The sequence below is a fragment of the Prosthecobacter sp. genome (genome assembly GCF_034366625.1).
In the GTDB taxonomy this organism is placed as follows: domain Bacteria; phylum Verrucomicrobiota; class Verrucomicrobiia; order Verrucomicrobiales; family Verrucomicrobiaceae; genus Prosthecobacter.
This window is the reverse complement of the sequence record NZ_JAXMIH010000008.1, coordinates 317,758-339,518: the sequence shown is the minus strand read 5'-3', so window position 1 is coordinate 339,518 and position 21,761 is coordinate 317,758. Positions and strand designations below refer to the sequence as shown.

16 protein-coding genes are annotated in these 21,761 nt (G+C 60.2%); 7 read left to right on the top strand and 9 right to left on the bottom strand.

The window, feature by feature from the left end; genetic code table 11:
* Positions 1 to 26: 26 nt before the first annotated feature.
* From tpiA to U1A53_RS09770, 6 genes are all read right to left on the bottom strand, one after another.
* The gene (gene tpiA / locus U1A53_RS09795) at positions 27 to 827 is read right to left on the bottom strand and encodes a triose-phosphate isomerase (RefSeq protein WP_322280484.1); all 801 of its coding nucleotides are present in this window, start codon (positions 825 to 827) and stop codon (positions 27 to 29) included.
* Between the two features lie 41 nt (positions 828 to 868).
* Entirely contained in the window at positions 869 to 2,083 is a 1,215-nt protein-coding gene (locus tag U1A53_RS09790; protein ID WP_322280483.1) for a phosphoglycerate kinase, read from the bottom strand.
* Positions 2,084 to 2,213: 130 nt separating this feature from the next.
* Positions 2,214 to 3,119: an anti-sigma factor gene (locus U1A53_RS09785; RefSeq protein WP_322280482.1), complete on the bottom strand. Its 906-nt coding sequence runs from the start codon at positions 3,117 to 3,119 to the stop codon at positions 2,214 to 2,216.
* Complete coding sequence (locus U1A53_RS09780) at positions 3,119 to 3,754, bottom strand: sigma-70 family RNA polymerase sigma factor (protein ID WP_322280481.1); 636 nt, start codon at positions 3,752 to 3,754, stop codon at positions 3,119 to 3,121. Before U1A53_RS09780 ends, U1A53_RS09785 begins: the two co-directional genes overlap by 1 nt.
* Positions 3,755 to 3,832: 78 nt before the next feature.
* The gene (locus U1A53_RS09775; RefSeq protein WP_322280480.1) at positions 3,833 to 6,994 is read right to left on the bottom strand and encodes a UvrD-helicase domain-containing protein; all 3,162 of its coding nucleotides are present in this window, start codon (positions 6,992 to 6,994) and stop codon (positions 3,833 to 3,835) included.
* Positions 6,995 to 7,040: 46 nt separating this feature from the next.
* Positions 7,041 to 7,922: a DMT family transporter gene (locus U1A53_RS09770; protein WP_322280479.1), complete on the bottom strand. Its 882-nt coding sequence runs from the start codon at positions 7,920 to 7,922 to the stop codon at positions 7,041 to 7,043.
* A 250-nt stretch (positions 7,923 to 8,172) separates the two neighbouring features.
* Here U1A53_RS09770 and bamA point away from each other — a divergent pair, with 250 nt between their 5' ends.
* The 7 genes from bamA (at position 8,173) to U1A53_RS09735 (ending at position 17,236) form a co-directional block, all read left to right on the top strand.
* Positions 8,173 to 10,515 carry an outer membrane protein assembly factor BamA gene (bamA, locus tag U1A53_RS09765; protein WP_322280478.1) on the top strand — a complete coding sequence of 781 codons (2,343 nt, stop codon included), beginning with the start codon at positions 8,173 to 8,175 and terminating at the stop codon, positions 10,513 to 10,515.
* 69 nt (positions 10,516 to 10,584) lie between these two features.
* Positions 10,585 to 11,199: an OmpH family outer membrane protein gene (locus U1A53_RS09760; RefSeq protein ID WP_322280477.1), complete on the top strand. Its 615-nt coding sequence runs from the start codon at positions 10,585 to 10,587 to the stop codon at positions 11,197 to 11,199.
* A 92-nt stretch (positions 11,200 to 11,291) separates the two neighbouring features.
* Entirely contained in the window at positions 11,292 to 12,353 is a 1,062-nt protein-coding gene (gene lpxD / locus U1A53_RS09755; RefSeq protein WP_322280476.1) for a UDP-3-O-(3-hydroxymyristoyl)glucosamine N-acyltransferase, read from the top strand.
* A 74-nt stretch (positions 12,354 to 12,427) separates the two neighbouring features.
* Entirely contained in the window at positions 12,428 to 13,654 is a 1,227-nt protein-coding gene (gene trpB / locus U1A53_RS09750; protein ID WP_322280475.1) for a tryptophan synthase subunit beta, read from the top strand.
* A 10-nt stretch (positions 13,655 to 13,664) separates the two neighbouring features.
* On the top strand, positions 13,665 to 14,384 hold the full coding sequence (locus tag U1A53_RS09745) for a hypothetical protein (protein ID WP_322280474.1): 720 nt from the start codon (positions 13,665 to 13,667) through the stop codon (positions 14,382 to 14,384).
* Between the two features lies 1 nt (position 14,385).
* A complete protein-coding gene (locus U1A53_RS09740) occupies positions 14,386 to 15,009 on the top strand; it encodes a class I SAM-dependent methyltransferase (RefSeq protein ID WP_322280473.1) in 624 nt (207 codons plus the stop codon).
* 70 nt (positions 15,010 to 15,079) lie between these two features.
* Positions 15,080 to 17,236 carry a tetratricopeptide repeat protein gene (locus U1A53_RS09735; RefSeq protein ID WP_322280472.1) on the top strand — a complete coding sequence of 719 codons (2,157 nt, stop codon included), beginning with the start codon at positions 15,080 to 15,082 and terminating at the stop codon, positions 17,234 to 17,236.
* A 12-nt stretch (positions 17,237 to 17,248) separates the two neighbouring features.
* Here U1A53_RS09735 and U1A53_RS09730 read toward each other — a convergent pair whose 3' ends face one another.
* From U1A53_RS09730 to U1A53_RS09720, 3 genes are read right to left on the bottom strand one after another with little or no spacing between them, the layout of a single operon-like run.
* A complete protein-coding gene (locus U1A53_RS09730) occupies positions 17,249 to 18,835 on the bottom strand; it encodes an Rne/Rng family ribonuclease (protein ID WP_322280471.1) in 1,587 nt (528 codons plus the stop codon).
* Positions 18,836 to 18,867: 32 nt separating this feature from the next.
* Complete coding sequence (gene mrdA / locus U1A53_RS09725; RefSeq protein WP_322280470.1) at positions 18,868 to 21,153, bottom strand: penicillin-binding protein 2; 2,286 nt, start codon at positions 21,151 to 21,153, stop codon at positions 18,868 to 18,870.
* Positions 21,143 to 21,757, bottom strand: a complete 615-nt coding sequence (locus U1A53_RS09720; RefSeq protein ID WP_322280469.1) for a hypothetical protein — start codon at positions 21,755 to 21,757, stop codon at positions 21,143 to 21,145. The genes mrdA and U1A53_RS09720 overlap by 11 nt, the downstream gene beginning before the upstream one ends.
* Between the last annotated feature and the right edge of the window lie 4 nt (positions 21,758 to 21,761).

The window sequence follows — 21,761 nt, the reverse complement described above, 5'->3', positions numbered from 1 at the left end:
CCCGCAGGAAAATGTGGCGGAATCCGCTACGCGTTGGCGTTCGCCCAATCGATGGCGGCACGGCAAATTTCCCAGAAGGAACCGGTTTCCATGCTGGCACCGCCCACGAGAGCACCGTCCACGTCGGGCTGGCTGATCAGCTCGGCCATGTTGTTAGGCTTCACGCTGCCGCCGTATTGGATGCGGATTTTCACGGCCACATCAGCGCCAAACATGTCGCCCAGCACCTTGCGGGTGAAGGCATGGGCCTCCTGCGCCTGCTCCGGGCTGGCAGTGCGGCCGGTGCCGATGGCCCATACGGGTTCGTAGGCGATGACGCAATCGAGGATGCGGCGCGGGCCGACTTCGGCCAGAGATTCGCGGAGCTGGCTCTCAAGCACCTGCTCGATCTGACCACCATCGCGCTCGGCCAGTGTTTCGCCGATGCACAGGATGGGGTGAAGGCGCGCTTCGAGCGCGGCGAGCACCTTGGCATTCACAATGGCGCTCGTCTCACCATAGAGGCTGCGGCGCTCGCTGTGGCCGAGAATGACATGACGGCAGCCGCATTCCTTGACCATGCGGGCGCTGATTTCGCCGGTGAAGGCACCGGCAGGCTGGGCGCTCATATTTTGCGCGGCCAGTTCCACACTCTGCTCACGAGCTGTCACGAGCGCGTTGTTCGCGCGTTCCAGACTGACGAACGGCGGGGCCACGACGATCTGCACAGGCACCTTGCCAGGCACGAGACGGGCGAAGGCACGGAGAAAGTCATCCGTCTCCTGCGGAGTCATGTGCATTTTCCAGTTGGCGGCGATGATCGGTTTGCGGAAGTGAGCGATGGGCATGGGGGTGGTTTTTGAAATAGTTGGAAACAGTAACGGGTCGTTTATTTTTCCTTCAAGCAGGCAACGCCGGGCAAGACTTTGCCTTCGAGCAGTTCGAGGCTGGCACCGCCGCCGGTGGAGATGAAGGTCATTTTGTCGCCGAGCTTGGCTTTCTTGACGGCTTTCACGCTGTCGCCGCCGCCGATGATGTTTTTGGCGCTGGAATTGGCCGCCATGGCCTCGGCGATGTCAAAGGTGCCTTTGGAAGCCTCCTTGATCTCGAACACGCCCATCGGGCCGTTCCAGATGACGGTCTTCGCCTTGGAAATTTCCTCGCTAAAGAGCTTCACGGACTCAGGGCCGATATCGACGCCCTCCCAGCCGTCCGGGATGCTTTCGCCGACAGCGGTGAACTTGATGTTGCCGAACTTCTTCGCGTCGAAGTCAAAAGCGTCGGTGATCATCGCATCCACGGGGATGAGGATCTTCACGCCGCGCTCCTTGGCCTTGTCGAGAGCCGCCTGCGCGATGGGTTCCCACTCGGGTTTGTATAGGCTTTTGCCGATGGAGATGCCCTGCACGAGCTTGCGGAAAGTGTAGGCCATGCCGCCGCCGATGATGATGGTGTCGGCCTTTTCGAGCAGGCGATTGATGACGCCGATTTTGTCGCTGACCTTCGCACCACCGAGGATGACGACGAAGGGACGCTCGGGGTTTTCGAGTTCATCGTGCAACCAGGTCAGTTCCTTCTCCATGAGGAGGCCGGAAACGGCAGGAAGGTAATCCGCGATGCCTGCGGTGGAGCTATGAGCACGGTGCGCGGAGCCGAAGGCGTCGTTCACGAAGATCTCGGCGAGATCGGCCATGCCCTTCGCGAGTGTGGCGTCGTTCTTTTCTTCACCCGCGTGGAAACGGGTGTTTTCGAGCAAAAGGACACCGCCGTTGGCCAGCGCGAGCGCCTTGGTCTTAGCCTCGTCACCAATGCAGTCGTTGGCGAAATCGACCGGCTGGCCGATCAGGGCGCTGAGAGCTGGGGCGACGGGCGCGAGGCTCTGTTTCGGGTCACGCTGGCCTTTCGGGCGACCCAAGTGGCTGGCGAGGATGACTTTCGCTCCTTTTTCGATGAGGAACTTGATGGTCGGCAGTGTTTCCTGAATGCGGGTAGCGTCGGTGATGACCATCTGGCCGTCTTTTTCTTCGAGCGGCACGTTGAAATCGACGCGCACAAAGACGCGTTTTCCGGCGAGGTCGATGTCACGAATGGTCTGCTTGGGCATGGTGTTTTTTGGGGTAAAAGGGGCGCTATTCATCGCGGATTTCGCGGGATTGGCAAGGGCGCAATCTTCGTGCCTGAAAGGCGCCGATTGCTGGCCTGCTTCCAGGGAACGCGAGCAGCAAAAATCGCTTTTACGGCCCGCTCAGCACGATCGGACCTTCGTTCTTTGGCACGCCGCCTTTTTTCTCGACGCTGAGCGCAAACTTCGCCGCGCCGCTCACGGCATCGACGGGTTTGAAGTCGATCTTGGCGAAACCTTTGGAGTCCACCTGCACCACGCCCGCGTTCACTGGCTGTGGTTTCTTCGGATCAAAGACCCAGAGCTGGTAATCCTTCCCGGCATCCACCGGCGGCATTTTTTCGAGCTTGAGCACGCCCTGGTGTTTCTCGTCATCCCAGACAACGACCGCCACGCTCTTGCGATACTCCCAGACCGAGCTTTGCAGCGTGGCGATCTGCACCTGTGCCAGCGCATCACGCTTCTTCAGCGCCTCGGTCTCGGTGGTGAGCTGGGTGATGCGGGCATTGGCCTCCGTCTCGCGCTTGCTCAAGGCTTCGACTTCTGTGCTAAGCGCGGTCTTTTTCGCCTCAAAGTCATCCCGCAGACTCTTCAGTTCATCTTCCAGGCTGCGCGACTCCGTCTTGCCATTGGCGGCAGGAGTCACGGGAATGATCACCTTGCTCAAGGCGGCGAACTGCTTCGTCAGTTGCACACGCTCATTCCAGAGCCACACCGAGGCCACGGCCAGCGCGGCCGCCAGCGCCCAGCCGACGGCACCAATCACCGCGCCTCGCGAGAGCGTGGACAGCCTTCCCCCGCGCGAACGGATTTTGCCACGAATGCGGCGTTTCATATCCACAGGGGGAGCCATGGGTGCCACGAGGTGACCCAGTTCCGCCGTCGTCTGCTCCAGTTCCACACTCAGCGCACGCAGTTCCTTGTCCGAAACGCAGGCGCCGGAAAGCACGCGCTGCTCATCACCCTCCAACATGCCGAAGGCGTTCAGAGCAGCCAGTTCCTCATGCCGTTCGTCCATCAGTCGCCTCCTTTCAGCAGATCACGCAGGCGCAGCAGCCCGCGGCGGATGTTCGTCTTCACGGTGCCGAGCGGAATGCCCAGCGAGTCGGCAATCACATGATGCGTGAGCCCCTTCAAAAAGGCGAATTCGATCAACTGGCGCTGCTCCTTCGGCAGATCAGTCAGCGCCTTGCGCACCACCATGCCACGCTCATTCGTCTGCGCCTCGTCATCGGCGGCGGGCACTTGCGGGGACAGCGTCACCTCCTCCAAAGCAGCACTGTCCACCAGGCGGTTGCGGCGGCCCAGCATGCGCATGCGATCGATGGCCTTGTTGCGGAAAATCATCACGGCGAAAGTAAAAGCCTTGCTGCGTGACGCGTCATAGCTCGAAGCCCGCTCCCACAGAAGCACGAAGCCGTCCTGCAGTACCTCCTCAGCCTCGCGCTCATCATGCAGCATCTGCCGCAGCAGGCCGTACAACCGCGGAGCAAGCGCATCGTAGAGCTGGTCGAAGGCACGCGAGTCCCTGCGTCCCACACGCTGGAGCAGATCTTCTTCGCTGAGTTCGGGCAGGCTCATGTCGGGGTCAAAGGCACGTCGGGCCGCACAGAAGCCGGAGGAGGGGGAGGCCCGGCGGTAGTGTGGGGACACGATGCGCGGATTCCATGCCAGAGCTAGTGCGGTCACACAAGTTTTTGCGTCGCACAGACGGTCTGGATTCAAAAATAGTCACTTTACGTCCACCAGACGACAACTTCGGGTAAACAGCAGCACGCTCTCGATCCTATCCGGTTTCAAACCCGTCAGCCGTGCCAGCGCCTGACGGTACAGCACAATCTGCGGCCGGTAGCCCGCCACCTTGGCCTCCAGGGCTGCCTCATCGGCCACCTCGTCCGTCTTGAAATCAATGAGCCGCACCGAATCAGGCCGCACCACCACACGATCAAACACGCCGCTGATCCATCCTCCATCGTGAATCAGGTCAAATGGACGCTCCCGCCACACCTCTGCGTCTGGAGACGGCCTGGCAAAGGCACAAGACGCCTCCGAGTGCAAAACATCACGCACCATGGCCACCGCCGTCTTTTCGATCTCCTCGCCGCGCAGCAATCCCGCCGCCTTCCAGCGTAATTCGAGTTCTTTGAAGCTCGACTTCGCATTCCACCACTCCACCAGCGCCAGCAGTTCGTGAACAAGACTCCCCAACCTGCGTCCCGGCTCACGACCCTCGCCGAACAGCACGCTGCCCTTCACCTGAAAATCTTCCTCTCCTGACGGCGTCACACGCTTCGCCAGCGGCTGAAACTCGCGCAGCAACTCCCCCAGCGGGCGCGAAACAACAGGGAAACCTGGCTGCTTGGGCTCTGCGCGATTTGAACTCGCGAACCACCCCGCATCGCCCGTCTGCCATTGTATCAAGTACGATGGATGCTCCTGTCCGTCGTCCGTCACGCCCAGCATCCTCCGCAAAAACTGCGCTTCCGTGATCGCCGCGTCCTTCGACTTCGGCGGCGGCTCCGCGATGAGATACAGCCCGCGTTTCGCCCGTGTCATCGCCACATACAGCCGGCAGAGCGACTCAAAGCCAGCCCGCTGCTTCGAAGTCTCCATCTCCTCCTGCAACGCCGCATGCAGCGGCGCAAAGATGCGCGGCGGCTCCTGCATGACCCAGGAAATGCCCTTCGCATCACGGCTCACGATCAGCGATCTCCGCCGCACCTTGTCCATCGCATCGCCATTGAGGTCTGGCAGAATCACCACGTCGAACTCCAGGCCCTTCGCCTTGTGAACCGTCATCACCTGCACCGCGTTCGCCGCGCCGCGCACCGTCATCGGCATGTCGCGCGCATGTTGCAGGAACGCGTCGATGTCGCGCAAGCCGCCCGCATCAAACTCGGCGGCGATCTCGCCAAACTGGCGCAGGCGCAGTCCATGAAACGCATCCATCTCCGGCAGCAGCGCGCGCAGATGCCGCGTCCAGACTTCCGCGAAGCCGACGAAACCGCGCTCAAACACCTCCCTGCGCACGTCATGGCAGGTCAGCGGCCAGCCGTGGCCCTCAAACTCGATCTGCGACCACAGCGGCGTCATTTTCAGGTGCTCCAGTGCCAGCGTGTCACCTGGATGCGCGGCCAGTTGCAGCAGCGCGAGCAGCGCCAGCGTCACCGCATTGTCCGTGGCCGGACGCTGCTGCGATTCGCACACGATTTCCATCCCGGTCTCAGCTCGCAAAGCCTCCGTGACCTCAATCGCGTCCTTGTTCCCGCGCACCAGTACCGCGCAGGACAAGCCACGCTCCAGCGGACGCATCTCGTTCAACAACGCCGCCACAACAGGCGTGGTCGATTTGTCCTCGCTGTCCGGCTTCACGCCAAGCAGCGCCGCATAACCGGCGAGTTGCTTGTTCCGATCCGCCGGTTCGTGCTGCTTGAACTCAAACCCCTTCGTGCAGCCTGGCAGCACCACGTCCACCGACTTTAGATCATGAAAGACCGCATTGATCGCCTCCAGCACCGCTGGCGCGCTGCGGAACGACTGGCTGAGCGTTTCGAGTTGCAGTCCTTCGTCGCCGTGACGCGGCCAAGAGTTGAGCACATCGTCAAACAAACCCGGCTCCGCCTGCCGCCAGAGGTAGATCGACTGCTTCGGATCGCCGACGGCAAAGAAACTGCGTCTGCCGGAATCATCCTGCATCACCTCATCCACCAATCCTCGCACCACATTCCACTGCACGCGGCTGGTGTCCTGAAACTCATCGAACAACCAGTGATCGTAACGTCCATCGAGCCGGAACCACAAATCACCACGCTCATGGTCCATCCATTCAGCGCCTCCTGTCGTAGCTTGTGCGAGCAACCGTTGCACATCGGCAAAGGAGAGCCGTCCGCGTAAACGCACGCGGCGTGCATACTCGGTTTCATACAGCTCCATGAGCGCCGCCATGCCGCTCGTGCGCTGCGCCCGGCATTTCAATTCGCGCCGCAGCATTGTTTCGGCCACGCGCACCCAGGCACGGGCGGCGCTGCCTGAAACATCATTTTTCCCGCCACCCCAGGTGACTTCCGCCTTTCCAGAACGGAGCGCCGGCCACGCAGCACTGGATTTCTTCAAGAAATCCTCAACGCGATGAGGGAGACTCGTTCCTGGCTCCCAATCAGATGCCTGGGCCAGCAACTCGTCCATGAACTGAGTGCTTTTGGGCCTGGCAGGAACAAAGCAATCCCTCAAATCACCGAGCGCAGCACCGAGATCGTCTTCCTGCGCAAAATCGAGTCCCGGCAGGCTGCCCCAACGCGCAACGCCATCGCTGTCGAGCCAGGTGGTGTGATGATCCCCGATCCATGATTCGAGGCTTGTCACGGCGCTGCGTTCCTCGATGCCAAACGTGGCCTGCTTGAAGCCTTCGAGCAGCGAACGGCCCGCTTTGTCATCGCGTGATGAATGAATGCGTTCCAGCAGCGCATCGAGCGCCTCGTGGCGTGCCTGCGCGGCCTCATCCTCCGCCATGACCTTGGCGCCGAGCGGGAGGCCGAGTTCGAGCGGGAAACAGGCGGTGATGTTGGCAAAAAAACTGTCCATCGTGCCCAACCGCAGTCGATGCAGCCGCCGCGTGACCTGCCGCAGCAGCGCGACGAACTCCGGCCATTGCGCGGGCAACGGAGCCATGCCCGCGAAGTATTGCTCCGGCTTCTCGCCGTGCTGCGAGAGCGCGGAGAGACGCTGCAGGATGCGCTGGAAGAATTCGCCCGCCGCCTTGCGCGTGAACGTCATCGCGGCGATGCCCTCCGGCGGCTGCCCGAGCGCCAGCAGATGCAGATGCCGCCGCACCAACTGGTACGTTTTGCCCGAACCAGCGGAGGCGGAGACGAGGATGTGTCGAAGACGGTTCACGCGTGGTGGTGATGCAAGCCCACGCGACGAGCCGTGTCCAGCACTCTCACTTTTCCACCCAGCGGCGAATCCATGGCAGGGCAAGCACGACAGCGATGATGATGCCAGCGCCCAAATAAAAACCGCCGCTCATGAACTCGGCTTTGCCGAACACGAGCGCGGCGAGAATGATGCCGTACACTGGCTCCATGTTGTAAACGACGTTCACGGTGAAGACGCTGACACGCCGCAGCACGTCCATGAAACCCGCATAGGCGGCGACGGTGCAGACGAGCGCGAGCACGAGGAGCCAGATCGCCGAGGACGCATCTGGCAGCGCTGGGAAGAAGCCTGTTTCGAGAAACGGACGCGCCACCAGCGAGGCTAGGCAGGCGCCGGTCATCTGATAAACGCCGATGACGCTCCAGTGCGTGTCTTTGGCGACCTGCTGCTTGCTGAGCGTGGCAAAAAACGCCGCAAGCACTGCGGCGGCGATGGCGACGGAAAAACCAAGCCAGTAGCGGAACTCGAACTCATAGATGAGCCACACCGCGCCCACCATGACCGCGCCAACGATGAGTTCAGACGGCCGCCAGCGGCGCGAGCCGTCAATGAGCGGCTCAATCAACGAGCACCACAGCATGGCCGTGGGCATGGCGACGAGACAGACCGAAGCCGTGGCGAGACGTGCCGACCAGAAGAACAGAATCCAGTGCAGGCCGAGGATGACGCCGACACCGAGCATCCCGAGCATGCTGCGACCTGAAAGCCGCGTTCGCTTCCTCAGAATGCGGGCAAGCACGAAGAATCCCGCCGCCGCGAGCGCGGTGCGCCACAAGACAACATCGACCGGCGTCAGGAAGATGAGCTTGCCCAAAATCGCGGTGAGTCCCCACGCCAGCACGACGAGATGGAGTTGCAAGTAGTCGCGTGCGTCGGAGCGGGGCATGACTTTGGAGCCGGGAACACCTTTCTAGCCGCGCAGGTGATGGAAGCCCAACCTTTTGTGAAAACAGGAAGCTGGAATTCCCAAGGTCCTGCCGACAGCACTCTCAACACTGCGAATGCGGCGGAATTCCCTCAGAACTTACACCTTGACGCGGGGCAGCCCGGAAGCAGTAATGCAGCTTCATGTGCGCCAGGACTGGCGTGCTCCATAGACCTGCTCTGTTCCCGCCCGCTCCCTCCTCCCCTCACCCATGAATTACGGATCCTTCACACAGTCACGCCTGGCTCTTTTTGCTGCGGCGGCCTTCACACTCTTGATCGCCTCCCCCGGGCAGGTCCAGGCCCAGGTAGGCATCCCGGCGGCTCCCGCAGCCAGAAAGATCGTGAAGGATGTTCAGATCATCTTCAAAGGCGCGGTGAAGCTGGACGAAAACCGCATTCGCGGCCAGTTGTCCACCCGCGTGGGCCAGCCGTTCACGGACGAAGCGGTGGAGCGTGACATCCGTGCGCTCTACAGCACGGGAGCCGTGGAAAACCTGGACATCCGTGCGGTGGACGTGGCCGGTGGCGTGAGAGTGATCGTCGAGATCACCGGACGTGGTGGCATCAGTGATATCGGCTTTCTGGGCAACACGAGTTTTGACAATGACAAGCTGCGCAAGGAAATCGAGGTCAAGGTGGGCGACCCCGTGGATGACTCCAAGCTTTCCGCCGCGCAGCAGAAGATTGTGGAGCTGTATGAAAAGAAGGGCTACTCCGATGTGATCGTCAGCTATGACATCGCCCCGTCCGCCCGCGAAGGTTTCTCCAGCGTGGTGTTCAAAGTCGATGAAGGCGCACGCGGCATCATCCATGACATCCGCTTTGAGGGCAACACTGCCATCAAGGCACGCGTATTACGCGGCAAGCTCAAGTCCAAGGAGCACCACATCTGGAACCTCTGGGGCAAAAAAGGCAAGCTGAGCAACCAGGACTTGCAAGAGGACATCAAGAGCGTCGAGCAGGCCTTCCAGGACGAGGGTTATGTGTATGCAAAAGTCACCGAGGTACGACGCGAGCCGGTGTCCGCCAAGGAGATGGATCTCGTTTTTGTGATCCATGAGGGCGCCAAATATGACGTGTCGGGCGTCAGCATCGCCGGCAACACCATCTTCACCAACGAGGCGCTGACGCCAGGCATCAAGACCGAGCCTGGATTCCCCTATGTAGGCAGCTATGTGAAGGCGGATGAAAAGATGATCCAGGACTACTATGGCTCGCGCGGTTACGCCGATGCACGGGTGGAGACCAGCATTTTGGAAGCCGGCCCCGGACAGGTGACCGTGGTCTACCACATCACGGAAGGCACCAAATCCTACATCAGCAAGGTGAACATCTCCGGCAACTCCGTCACCAAGGACGAAGTTATCCGCCGCGAGCTGCCCTTTGCACCCGGCGAAGAGCTGAACACGGTGAAAATCGCCGCCGGCAAAAGCCGCCTGGAAAACCTGAACTACTTCAGCGCGGTGGACCTCCGCAACACTCCCTCCGTCAACGAAGGGTTCAAAGATGTGGATGTCAGCGTGGCGGAACAATCCACCGGAACCGTGAACTTCGGCGCCGGTTTCAGCTCCATCGACAGTCTCACAGCCTTCATCCAGGTGACACAGACGAACTTCGACATCCGTGACTGGAAGGACTTCCGCGGCGGCGGCCAGCGCTTCAATGCGAACATCCGCGCAGGTGCGCTCCGGCGTGATTTGAGTGTGAGCTGGACGGAGCCGTGGTTCATGGGCCGTGAGCTGGCGCTTACCATCGAACTGTTCTACCACAACATGTACTACCTCTCGAACAGGTATGATCAGACCAATGCCGGAGCCTCGGCCGGACTGCGCAGGCGGCTGGGCGAGCACTCCTACATCGAAGGCATCTACACGCTTCAGCAGGTTTCGATCGACAACATCGATGTGGGAGCGTCCCCCCTCATCTTCCTGGAGCAGGGCGACTACCTCCAGAGCAAGATCGATGTGAACTGGGTGCATGACACCCGCGACAGCATCTTCATCACCCGCAGCGGTCACAAGATCGAGGCTGGCACGCTCCTTTCCGGCCTGGGGGGGGATGTTCAGGCCTATGGTGCCAATGTTGGCGGCCAGCAGTATTTCAACCTGTGGGCAGACACCATCCTGAGCTTTGAGGGCATGTTCCGAACCGTCAACAACTGGGGCGGCAGCCGCGTGCCCATCTTCGAGCGCCTGTTCCTCGGTGGCGCGAACAACCTGCGTGGTTTTAATTACCGTCAGGCAGGCCCCAAAGACGCCACTGGTGAGCCGATCGGCGGACTCTGCTCGATCTATGCTTCGAGTGAGTTTTCCATTCCCGTCCATATCACCAATGTTTCCGATAAATCTCCCCGCGTGGTTTTCTTCGGTGACATCGGTTCCGTCGGCACCAGTGCCTTTGACGTCGGTGGCAATATCTTCTCCGATGTCGGCATCGGCCTGCGTCTCTTCCTGCCCATCGGTCCCATCCGTGTTGATTACGCCGTGCCGATGTCCAAGGACCAGTTCTCCGGCTCAGGCCGCTTCCAATTCAACATGGGCTACAAGTTCTAAGCTCCAAGCCCGTTGTTTCAGACAATTTTGTTTGTCTGCCTCCTCAATCCCGTTCAAACCCACATTCCTATGATTCGCAGCGCGTTCATCGCCCTCCTCGCCCTCACCACCACCCTCCAGGCCGCCGATCTTAAAATCGGCGTGATCGACATGTCCAAAGTGTTTCAGGAGTTCCACAAAACCAAGTCCGCCGCTGAAAAGTACAAAGGCAACTACGAAAAAGCCGCGCAGGAAATGCAGGAACGCCAGACGGTGTACAAGAACCTCGCTACCGAGGCCCAGAAACTGCAAAAGCTGGCCCAGGATCCCATCATCACCCCCGAGCAGCGCAACAAATACGCTGCCGAACTCGGTGAGAAGGTGAAGGAAATCCGCTCCATGGAAATGGAGATGCAGGAGTTCGCCGAGCGCCGTCAGACCCAGCTCAAACAGGAAGACATGCAGATCCGCAAGGGGCTCTACGAGGAAATCCTCGTCGTCGTTCGCGACAAATCAAAGTCCGAAGGACTCGACATCGTCTTCGACAAGACGGGCGTCAGCCTCTCCACCGTGCCAATCATTCTGCACGTCAAGGAAGGCGCCGCCGCCGACCTCACTGACCAGCTCATCGTCGAGTTGAACAAGAACGCCCCGCCTCCTGGCGCTGAGCCGGCCAAAGAAGCGGCGGGCGAAGCGAAGAAATAATCGCGACGCAGGTCTCACCTGCCTCCGGGCACGCCGCAGACAAGTGCGACGTGCCTTTTTTGTTTTTCAGCGCCATCCTCCATCCAGCGTCCATGAGCAACCCCATCACTCTGCAGAAACTGGCCGAACTCGTCGGCGGCCAACTCTCCCAAGGAGCGACTGATGATGTCATCACTGGATTGAATTCGATCACAGATGCCATCCCGGGCGAAGTGACCTTCCTCGGCAACGCCCGCTACCTGCCTGCGCTCAAAAACACCCGTGCCTCGGCAGCGCTCGTGCAAGATGGCCTGGACGCACAGGATGCACGAGACGGACTGGCTCTCATCCGCGTCAAAAATCCCACCCTCGCCTTCTCCACTGTCATCCGTTGGTTTGAGCCGCCCAGCCCGGCCATCACGCAGGGGGTTCATGCCACCGCCGTGGTCGCCAGCGATGCTGTGTTTGACCCGCAGAAAGTCAGCATCGGCGCGCATGTTGTGATTGAGGAAGGTGTGGCCATTGGAGACGGCACCGTCATTCATTCAGGGGTTTTCGTGGGCCGCGGTGTTCGCATGGGGACAAACTGCATCTTGCATGCCAATGCCGTCATCAAGGAACGCTGCGTGCTCGGCAATCGAGTCATTCTTCACAGCGGTTCAGTCATTGGCAGCGATGGTTTCGGCTATGAGTTCGTCAACGGACGCTACCAGAAGATCGATCAGGTCGGCATCGTGCAGATCGACGACGATGTCGAAATCGGCTCCTGCACCACCATCGATCGCGCGCGCTTTGGCCGCACTTGGATCGGTGAAGGCAGCAAGCTCGACAACCTCGTGCAGATCGGTCACAACTGCATTCTAGGAAAGAATTGCATCATCGTCTCACAGACCGGCATCTCCGGCAGCACCCAACTTGGTGACTATGTCACCATGGGCGGTCAGGTCGGCGTGATCGGTCACCTTAAAATCGGTGACCGTGTCATGTTCAAGGCCAGATCCGTCGTCACCAAAAGTATTTCGGAAGCAGGCACCTACACCGGTTATCCCGCACGTCCGCTCATGGAAGGCCACAAGATGCTCATTCTGCCGGCTCGCATTCCCGAACTCATCGAGCGCGTGCGTGAACTGGAAAAAAAACTCGCCGCACTTGAAGGCGATGACACCCAATCCTGATTGCGCCTCGTAACCTGCTGGAATGCAGCGCAGACATTGCCAACGTCCAGCGTTCGATCTAACTTCACTGCCCCATGACCGCCGCCTCCATCCTTCCGCTCCCCGTGATGCCAGACACTCACGGCCACTTCGGCCAGTATGGCGGCATGTTCGTGCCTGAAACGCTCATGTCGGCTCTCACCGAGCTGTCCGACCATTATGAGAAGGCCAAGGCCGATCCCGCCTTCCAAACAGAGCTGGACCGCTTGCTCCACGAATACGTCGGCCGCCCCACGCCGCTCTACTTTGCCGAACGCTGGACCGAAAAAATGGGCGGGGCCAAAGTTTACCTCAAGCGCGAGGATCTGCTGCACACTGGCGCTCACAAGATCAACAACGCCCTCGGGCAGATCCTGCTCGCCCAGCGTCTCGGCAAAAAACGCATCATCGCCGAGACCGGCGCTGGTCAGCACGGCGTTGCCACTGCCACCGTCTGTGCACGTGCCGGCTTCGAATGCGTCATCTACATGGGCAAGGTCGATATGGAGCGCCAGGCGCTCAATGTCGCCCGTATGCGCTTCCTCGGGGCCAAAGTCGTCGCCGTCACCGCCGGCCAGGCCACGCTCAAAGAAGCCGTGAACGAAGCCATGCGTGACTGGGTCACGAACGTACGCACCACCCACTACATCCTCGGTTCCGCGCTCGGATCGCATCCCTTCCCGATGATGGTGCGCGATTTTCATCGCGTCATCGGCATCGAAGCACGCCGCCAGATCTTGGAACGTGAAGAACGCCTGCCCGACTTGCTCGTCGCCTGCGTTGGCGGCGGCAGCAACTCGATCGGCCTCTTTCATCCCTTCTTGAATGACAAGGATGTCCGTATGACCGGTGTCGAAGCCGGTGGCGATGGCATCATCCCCGAGCGCCATGCCGCACGCTTCCAGGGCGGCCGCCTCGGTGTGTTGCAAGGCACCAAAACATGGCTGCTCGCCAACGCTGATGGCCAGATCGAACTCACCCACAGCGTCAGCGCTGGTCTCGATTACGCCGCCATCGGTCCCGAACACGCCTGGCTGCACGATCAGGGCCGCGTCACTTACAACTACGCCACCGACGACGAAGCTCTCGCCGCCTTCCAGGAACTCAGCCAGGTCGAAGGCATCATCCCCGCCCTCGAAAGCTCCCACGCCATCGCCGAAGTCCGCAAAGTGGCCCCCACGATGCGCAAGGATCAGATCATCCTCGTCAACCTCTCCGGTCGCGGTGACAAAGACGTCGCCCAGGCCGCGCGCATGATCTTTGGCGAGGAATTGAAGTTTTGATCGTAACGCCATGAAGCTTTGGAGCATCGCCATCTGCTTGTGCGCGTTCGCATGCGTTGGCGATGCCGCTGCGGAACCGAAGCGGATTCACGTCTTCGTCGCTTTGGCCGACAACGCCAGTCAGGGCATCGCACCCGTGCCTGCAAAGATTGGGAATGGCGACGATGCGGAGGAAAACCTGTATTGGGGAAATTCAGAGGGCTTCAAAGCGATTTTCGGTCGCAGCAAAACCTGGAAGCTTGAAAAAGCCGAGGCAAACCCTGTTCCTGAAATCCTCGACCGCCGCACTTACCGGCATGCATCAAAGGATTGCATTCTCATCGCCGAAGCGTGGCGTGGCAAAAACATCCACCAGTGCCTCGAAGCCTTCTTCACGAACCTGCGTGATCGCAAAAGCGATCTCACGGCATTCATCGGCCATAACGGCCTCATGGATGATCCTGTCGCTGTGTCCATCCTCGACGCCTCGACCAAACCCACCGACGCCATCATTCTCTGCTGCCTCAGCGGCAGCTACTTCAAACCGCATCTTGAGGCCTTGAAGGCCCGCCCTGTGCTTACTACCGAACAGCTCATGTATCCCGGCTCTTTCCTGCTGCGCGATGCCCTCGATGTCTGGCTCCGCAACGGTACCCGGCCCGACATTCGCCTGGCCGCCGCCAAAGCCTACGCGGCAAACCAAAGCATCTCCGTGAAGGCGGCTGCCGGAGTGTTTTCCAAACTGGAGTGACATGAACTCGCCCACTTCGTTATCTTCAGACCTGCCAGCGCCGCAGAACGCCATCCAGGAAGACATGTCGAAGCTAAAATCGCTTCTGCACGACTCACTCGCGCCGCATCTGCCGGTGGTGCAGAAGGACATGCGCATTTTGAATCTCGCCTGCGGGCGATGTGATGAGGCCGAGACTTTAATCAAAGTCGGCTCCGAACTCACCAAAGGCGGCGATGTCGAGATGATCGGTGCCGACATCCGCATTCGCGAGATCCGGCAGGCGCGTGAGACACACCGCCATCTGCCCGCGCAGTTTTTGATCGAAGACGCCACCAAGATCGATGAGCACAAAGAACTCGGCGACGATTTCAACATGGTCTTCATGCGCCACCAGAACTTCTGGCACGGACAGGAGCTGTGGAAGAAGATTTTCGATCAGGGCATCGCCAAACTGAGACCCGACGGCATGCTGGTCATCACCAGCTATTTCGATGTCGAACACCGGCTCGCGCTCCGGGCGTTGGAGTCGCTGGGCATGGAAGTGGTCAGTAACCGGCGGAACAAGGCCAGCCGTGCGCTCAAAGACGCCCCCGGCAAGTCCGTGGACCGCTGGGTGGCCGTTTTGCGGCGGCGGCAGGCTTGAGACAGACCTCCAAGGCCATTTACAAGGCCCCCGCGAGACGGTAAACTCCGGCCCCCTTCCCCAAAATTCCATGAATCGTCTTCTTTTTGTCCTCACCCTCATGGCGGCGCTCGGCTCTGTCGTTCCGGTGTCGCATGCTCAATCTGCCGCAGAACTCAACGAGGCTGGAGACATTTATCTGCGGGGGTTTACGATTAACAACGAAGCCGTCCGGCTCGAAAAAAGCGGGGAGCTGGACCTTGCGCTGACCAAGTTCAATCAAGCCGCAGAACTTCTGGGCACCGTGGAAAAAAACTATCCTGCCTGGCAGCCGGAGTTCCGGGCGAATCGCCAGATGGAAATTCAGAAGGCGGTGACACGGATACAGACGGCCATTTCACACAAAGCAGCCGTCGTCACTGCCACCCCTGCACCGACGCCGGCACCGGCTCCCATGCCTGGCCTTGCCACCCCTCCTGCCCCAGGCGTTCTGGCGCCGGGCGCACCGGCCATGCCCTCCGCACCCGGCGCCTTGCCGAGCCTCGGCGACATGCTGAGCCAGTGGGAGGCCATGTACAAGCAACGCATGCTGGAACTGGAGACGAAAAACAACCAGATGCAGCTCGACCTCGGCAAATGGCAGAACTGGTACCAATGGGCCTCCGGCGAAATCACCACCGCACGCGTGCAAAACGACGCCCTCGGCAAAAAATCCGCCGCGCTGGAACAAAACATCCTCCAGATGGGCAAGGATGTGGAGGAAGGCCGCGTGGTCAGAGCGCAGCTCGACAAGCTGATGGAGGAAAAGATGGCGGTGGACCTGGAGATGCGCAAAACCGGCCAGCGCCTCATGGCCGCCGAGAATGCCGCGAAGGAGGCTTCGCAGAAGCTGGTGGAGGCTTCCACCCGCATCACCGCCGTGGAGCAGGAGCGTGACAAAATACTCAAGGAACGCGACCAGGTCGTGAAGGAGCGCGACACTGCCATGCAGCAGCGCGATGACGCAGCGAAACAGCGTGAAGTGGCCGTGAAGGAGCGCGATGCCGCCAGCGCCCGCAGCCTCGGTTTGCAAGCGGAGCTGGATGAAGCGAAGAAGAAGAGCGGCAGCGCCGAAATGAAGCGCCTCGTGGCCGAAAACGAGCGCCTGAAGAAGGAACTGACCGAAGTGGAAAAGCAGGTCGCCACGTTGAAGGCCGATGTAACGCGCAAGGACCAGGAGATCGTCACGCTGCGCGGCCAGCTCACCGGATTGCAGGGACAACTGGCCGAACTGCGCAAGGAGAGTGGCGCTTACCAAACTCAGGTGGCCGAGCTGACAAAGCAGCTCAAGGAAGTGCAGTCCGGCATGGACGCCAAGATCGCCGCCACACCCGAACTCACGCAGGAAAACGAACTGCTCCGCACCATCATCATGCGCCAGCTCCGCACCCAGCACCGCCAGCAGGCGGCGAAGGATCTCATGATCGCCGAGCTGCAGAAAATGGAAAACGCCTCGAACGATCTCATCAAGCAGGTCGAGGAGCTGAAAAACGCACGCATGATCCTCACTCCAGACGAGGAAAAACTGTTCTCCGATCCCGTCGTTCGGGAGCTGCTCGGCCCGAAGGGCGTACAGGCCACGCTCATCGCCAATGCCACGCCTGACAGCGACAAGAAGATGGCGCCTGCCGCGCCCGGTTCGGTCGAAAAGCTCATCACCCAGGCGAACGAAACCTACATGAACAAGGACTTTGAAGGCTCGGCGAAGCTCTACCAGGACGCGTTGCGTGCCGAACCGAAGAACGTCACCGCCCTCATCGGCCTGGGCATGGCACGCCAGCGTGACAACAAGCACGCCGAGGCCGAGGTGGCACTACAAAAAGCCCTGGCTTACGATCCTGTGAACGAACCCGCTTCTTTTGCGCTCGGTGTGACCTACTTCAAACAGGAGCGCTGGAAGGATGCGATGACCTACTTCGAGAAAAGTCTCGCCAAACGTCCTGACAACGCCAGCGGCAGGCATTACCTCGGCATCATCGCCACAAAGTTGAGCCTGCTTGAACGTGCTGAGCGCGAGTTCAAAACCGCCCTGGCCATCGATCCCGCTTATGGTGAAGCGCACTTCAATCTGTCCGTGCTTTACGTCACCTGGGATCCGCCGCAGTGGGACAAGGCCCGCGCCGAATACAGCGAAGCGATCAAAAAAGGCGTGAAACCAGATGCCAACCTCGAAAAACTGCTCGAAGACGGCAAGGACTCGCAACCTTGATGCAAACCGCGATCAGGGCCGGATTTCCTCGCCCGTGGTCGCATTCGCAAGCGTGATCTGCTCACGGTGGAAGGCGGGATCACTGCGGAAGGTGAGGCGGGCCTGGTACTTGCGTTCGAGATCGACAAGGAGTTCGCCATCTTCGGTTTTGAGGCGGGCGAGGACTTCGGGATGCACGACGACAATGAGGCTCTTTTGGTCGTCCTTGGCACGGCCAAGAACACTGACGAGGCGGCGCTGAAGTTCGACGCTCATGGTGAGCGGGGTTTTGACCTGGCCGTGCCCTTTGCAGTACGGGCAGGCTTCGTAGAGCGTGGTGCCGAGGCTTTCGTTAAGTCGCTGGCGGGTCATCTCCATGAGGCCGAATTGCGAGATGGGCAGCACCTGGGTCTTGGCCTTGTCACGCTTGAGGTGATCAATCATGAGCTTGTACACGGCCTGCTGGTCGCGGCGGTGCTTCATGTCGATGAAATCGACGACAATGAGGCCGCCCATGTTGCGCAGGCGGAGCTGGCGGGCGACTTCGGCGGCGGCTTCGAGGTTGGTTTCGAGCAGGAGCTTATCGACATCCTTGTGGCCTTTGTTGCGGCCGGTGTTGACGTCGATGGAGACGAGTGCCTCGGTCTGGTCGATGACGATGTAGCCGCCACAGGGCATCCACACCTGGCGGTAGAAGGCGTTGTCGATCTGCTTCTGAATGCCGTAATGCTCGAAGATGGCGTTCTGGCCCTGGTAGTGGTTGATGCGGCGCTTGGCACGGCCGGAGATGTGCGCGGCCATTCGCTGCATGCGTTCGACGGTGGCGGGATCGTCGCAAGCGACTTCGTCGATGTCTTCGGTGAGGAAGTCACGCACGGTGCGTTCGACAAGATCAGGCTCCTGGAAGCAGCAGACGGGGGCGTTTTGACCGTCGCGCTTGGCGACGGTCTCGTCCCACTCGTCGAGCAGGATGTTCAAATCGCGCACGATATGGCGGGCTCGTTTGCCGGAGGCTTCGGTGCGCAGGATGATGCCCATGCCTTCGGGCAGGCTGATTTTTTCGATGATGCGGCGGAGGCGTGAGCGCTCTTTCGGGTCTTCGATCTTGCGGGAGATGCCGCAGGTGTCGTTGAGCGGCATCAAGACGAGCAAACGACCGGCGAGGGAGATGTTTGTGGTGACACGCGGCCCTTTGTTGCCCACAGGACCTTTCGTGACCTGCACCATGATCTCGGAGCCGATGGGATAAAGCGTCGGGATGTCCTTGGCCTCGATGCGCTTCTTCTTTTTGCTGCCGCCGCGGTTGATCTCTTCAAGGCCGGCGTCGAGCGCGGCGGGAATGGCGTCCCAGAAGTGCAGGAAGGCGTTTTTGTCGAAGCCGATGTCGATGAACATGGCCTTGAGGCCCTGCTCGATGTTGCGGATGCGGCCTTTGAAGACGCTGCCGATGAGGCTGTTCGTGCCGACACGCTCGATGTTGTATTCCTCGACGACGCCCTTGTCGAGCAGTGCGACGCGGTTCTCCAGTTTCTCGCAGTTGATGACGAGGCGCACGCCGCTTTTGATGTCGCGTTTGCCGGTGAGCAGTTCTTTGATTCTTTGAACGAAGGTCAATGCCATGGTGATAAGTCTCCCTGAAATGGTGCGGCTCTTCAGCGGAAGAGCTTGCGGAAAAATCCGCCGCCGCTGGGGGCGGGTTCGGATGGTTTGGTTTCCTGGGAGCCTCCCCGGTTGAAGATACCGACCCTGCGCACTGGCACGGCCTGGGGCACATTCTGTCCGGAGCTGCTTCCCGCCGATCCCGCTGAATCGGCCTTCCGTTTGATGTTGGGCGTCGCGTTCACACGCGGCGCGGCATCATCCACCGGTTCTGGCGTGGACGCACCCGCGCCCACGTCGCCATCCTCATCCGCGCCGGGCACCTCTGGCACCGCGGCATCAGCGTATTGGACGGCTGCAATATGATTGAAATGACCTTCCGCTGCCGGCAGGGCCTCGACGGCCATTGTGAAGGTGCCGTTGTCGAGCGCCAGACACTGCTCCAGCACACGCCGGGCGACCGGTGCGGCACAGCCACCGCCGGATTTGCCATTCTGGACGAGCACGCAGACCGCGAACTTCGGATTCTGATAGGGGGCAAAACTGATGAACCAGGTATGATTGTCGTCGAGTTTCACGCCACGCTGATCACGCCGCCAGTTCTGCGCGGTACCGGTCTTCCCCGCGACCTCGACGCCGGTGATGCGCGCGGATTTGCCGGTGCCGCCGGGATCGTTGACGACCTTCCACATGCCTTTGCGAATGATCTCGATCTCATCCGCCTTCACATTTTGGGAAAGATCACCGCGCAGGCTGGGCGGATTGTCGAGGACGACCTGATCACGATCCATCACGCGTTTGAGCAGATGCGGATTCCAAGACTTGCCGCCATTGGCGACGGTGGCGGTGACGGCGGCCATTTGCAGCGGTGAGGCGAGCACCATGCCCTGCCCGATGGAGGTGTTGGCGGTATAACCATCGCTCCAGCGCTCGGCCGGGCGATGCGCGCGTAACCAATCAGGATTGGGCAGGATACCGGGATCTTCGTCCTCAAGCTCGATACCGGTTTTGTCGCCAACGCCGAGAATTTTTCCCACCTTGGTGATGTTGGCGATGCCCGCCGCATTGCCATAGCGGTAGAAGAAGCAGTTGCATGACTTCATGATGGCATCGCTGAGGCCCAGAGTGCCATGTGAGCCGCCGCTTTGACGCTGAATCCAGCATTGCATGGGGGTGTTCCCATAAGTGACGCTGCCGCTGCAATTGAAGTGGCTCTTTTGAATCCCGGCCAGGCAACCGGCAAAGGAGATCGGAATTTTGAAGGTGGAACCGGGCGCGTGACCTTTCACCGCACGATTGAGCAGTGGGATGGTTTTATTTTCGAGCAGAGCGTCCCAGTCGGACTGCTGGATGCTCGGAATGAACTGGTTCGGATCAAAGGAGGGAACGGAAACCGTCGCCAGAACTTCGCCCGTGGCCGGTTCAATCACGACCACAGCCCCACGTCCGATCTTGCCATCTCGCAACGCCTTGTCAGCGATGATCTGCATGCGGGCGTCAATCGTGAGGTAAACATCACTGCCTTTGCGTGGTTCTTGATACTCCTCGTAAACCTCACCGACGGGCCTGCCACGCTGGTCGCGCTGCATGATGCGAACACCAGGCTTGCCGCGCAGATAGTTGTCGAAACTCTTCTCCACCCCCGCGCCGCCAAAATCATCCGGCACATAATAGTCCCAGCCTTTGCGATCCTCGGCGGAGGCACGTTGATCATCCGGCAGGCGCACGTAACCGAGGATGTGACAGGCGAGCGATTTGAGCGGATACACACGTGAAGCACGCTCGGCGACGGTGACGCCGGGCAGTCCGAGATTATGCTCGGCAATGCGGCTGAACTCGGTGAAGGTGAGGTCGTCGCGATACACCCACGGCACCGCACCACCAAAACTGCGGTAATGCACCCGCAGCGAATCCACGGAGTAGTCTTTGTGAACACCCATCTCGCGCATGCGGGCGGTGATCGTCTCCTCAAAGATCTTGTAGATGTCGAGTTCGGGCTTCTGCCGCCTGATGCCTCTTTCGACAATATCGAAGGTGATTTCCGGAATGGATGTCTTGAGCACTTTGGCGACACGCTTGTACTCTGTGACGACTTCCGCGAGGTTGATGCGCACCTCGAAGCTGGCCTTGTTCGTGGCCAGAACGACGCCGTTGCGATCTTTGATCTCCCCCCGGGGGCCGGGAATACGAGCGCGCTCTTTTTTCGCCCCGGGGATCATCTTCGCAAACTCCTCCCGGCGGTCGATCTGCAACGACCACAACCGGAACACAAGCAGTCCAAACCCGCACAGCATGGCGAGGGTGAACAGATAGAGACGGAAGTGGTATTTAACGACCATCGAAGCGGTACCTCAGGCCTTCGTATTTGATTTCATAGCTCGACAGGCGGGCCAGTGAATAGAGCAGCAGAAAGATGAGCGGCGCGGCAAGCATCGCAAGCAGGGTGTCAGTGATCATCTTTGACCACACACCGCCTGGAAACTGCAGGGAGCCACGCAGGAACGTGATGATGAGATATTGCGAAAGCAGCCACAGGAAGGTGGCCACGCCGACCATGAGCACGGGCAGTTCCAGGCGTCCGCGCTTGAACAACGGGCGGATGCCCTGCATCAACGTGCCGAGCATGGCAAATAGGACGATGGAGAGACCAAACGGCAGCGGATGACTGCCGGCTCCCAGCTCCACGTCCGCGCCCGTGCCAAAGACATCCTCCGCGCCCGACAAGCCCTCAACCACGCCCGGCAGATGGCGCGCGTCCCAGATGAAGCCGGTGATGAACGCAAGAACCAGCATCATCGAAAACGGCGCGGCCACGGAGGCGCTGAAGAAAAACACCGCCGGCAGAAACAGCGTGGCGAACTGAGCGATCTCCAGCCCAGGAATGAACTCCTGCACCATGAAGGTGAGCAGCAGCAAAATGATGGAGATCGGGTGAAACAGCATGGCG

Excerpts from the sequence above, each read along its gene's own strand:
- lpxD (WP_322280476.1), top strand. The coding sequence starts at position 11,292 with ATGAGCAACCCCATCACTCTGCAGAAACTGGCCGAACTCGTCGGCGGC.
- mrdA (WP_322280470.1), bottom strand. The coding sequence starts at position 21,153 with ATGGTCGTTAAATACCACTTCCGTCTCTATCTGTTCACCCTCGCCATG.
- tpiA (WP_322280484.1), bottom strand. The coding sequence starts at position 827 with ATGCCCATCGCTCACTTCCGCAAACCGATCATCGCCGCCAACTGGAAA.
- bamA (WP_322280478.1), top strand. The coding sequence starts at position 8,173 with ATGAATTACGGATCCTTCACACAGTCACGCCTGGCTCTTTTTGCTGCG.
- U1A53_RS09785 (WP_322280482.1), bottom strand. The coding sequence starts at position 3,119 with ATGGACGAACGGCATGAGGAACTGGCTGCTCTGAACGCCTTCGGCATG.
- U1A53_RS09790 (WP_322280483.1), bottom strand. The coding sequence starts at position 2,083 with ATGCCCAAGCAGACCATTCGTGACATCGACCTCGCCGGAAAACGCGTC.
- U1A53_RS09730 (WP_322280471.1), bottom strand. The coding sequence starts at position 18,835 with ATGGCATTGACCTTCGTTCAAAGAATCAAAGAACTGCTCACCGGCAAA.
- U1A53_RS09745 (WP_322280474.1), top strand. The coding sequence starts at position 13,665 with ATGAAGCTTTGGAGCATCGCCATCTGCTTGTGCGCGTTCGCATGCGTT.
- U1A53_RS09720 (WP_322280469.1), bottom strand. The coding sequence starts at position 21,757 with ATGCTGTTTCACCCGATCTCCATCATTTTGCTGCTGCTCACCTTCATG.
- U1A53_RS09770 (WP_322280479.1), bottom strand. The coding sequence starts at position 7,922 with ATGCCCCGCTCCGACGCACGCGACTACTTGCAACTCCATCTCGTCGTG.
- trpB (WP_322280475.1), top strand. The coding sequence starts at position 12,428 with ATGACCGCCGCCTCCATCCTTCCGCTCCCCGTGATGCCAGACACTCAC.
- U1A53_RS09760 (WP_322280477.1), top strand. The coding sequence starts at position 10,585 with ATGATTCGCAGCGCGTTCATCGCCCTCCTCGCCCTCACCACCACCCTC.
- U1A53_RS09735 (WP_322280472.1), top strand. The coding sequence starts at position 15,080 with ATGAATCGTCTTCTTTTTGTCCTCACCCTCATGGCGGCGCTCGGCTCT.
- U1A53_RS09740 (WP_322280473.1), top strand. The coding sequence starts at position 14,386 with ATGAACTCGCCCACTTCGTTATCTTCAGACCTGCCAGCGCCGCAGAAC.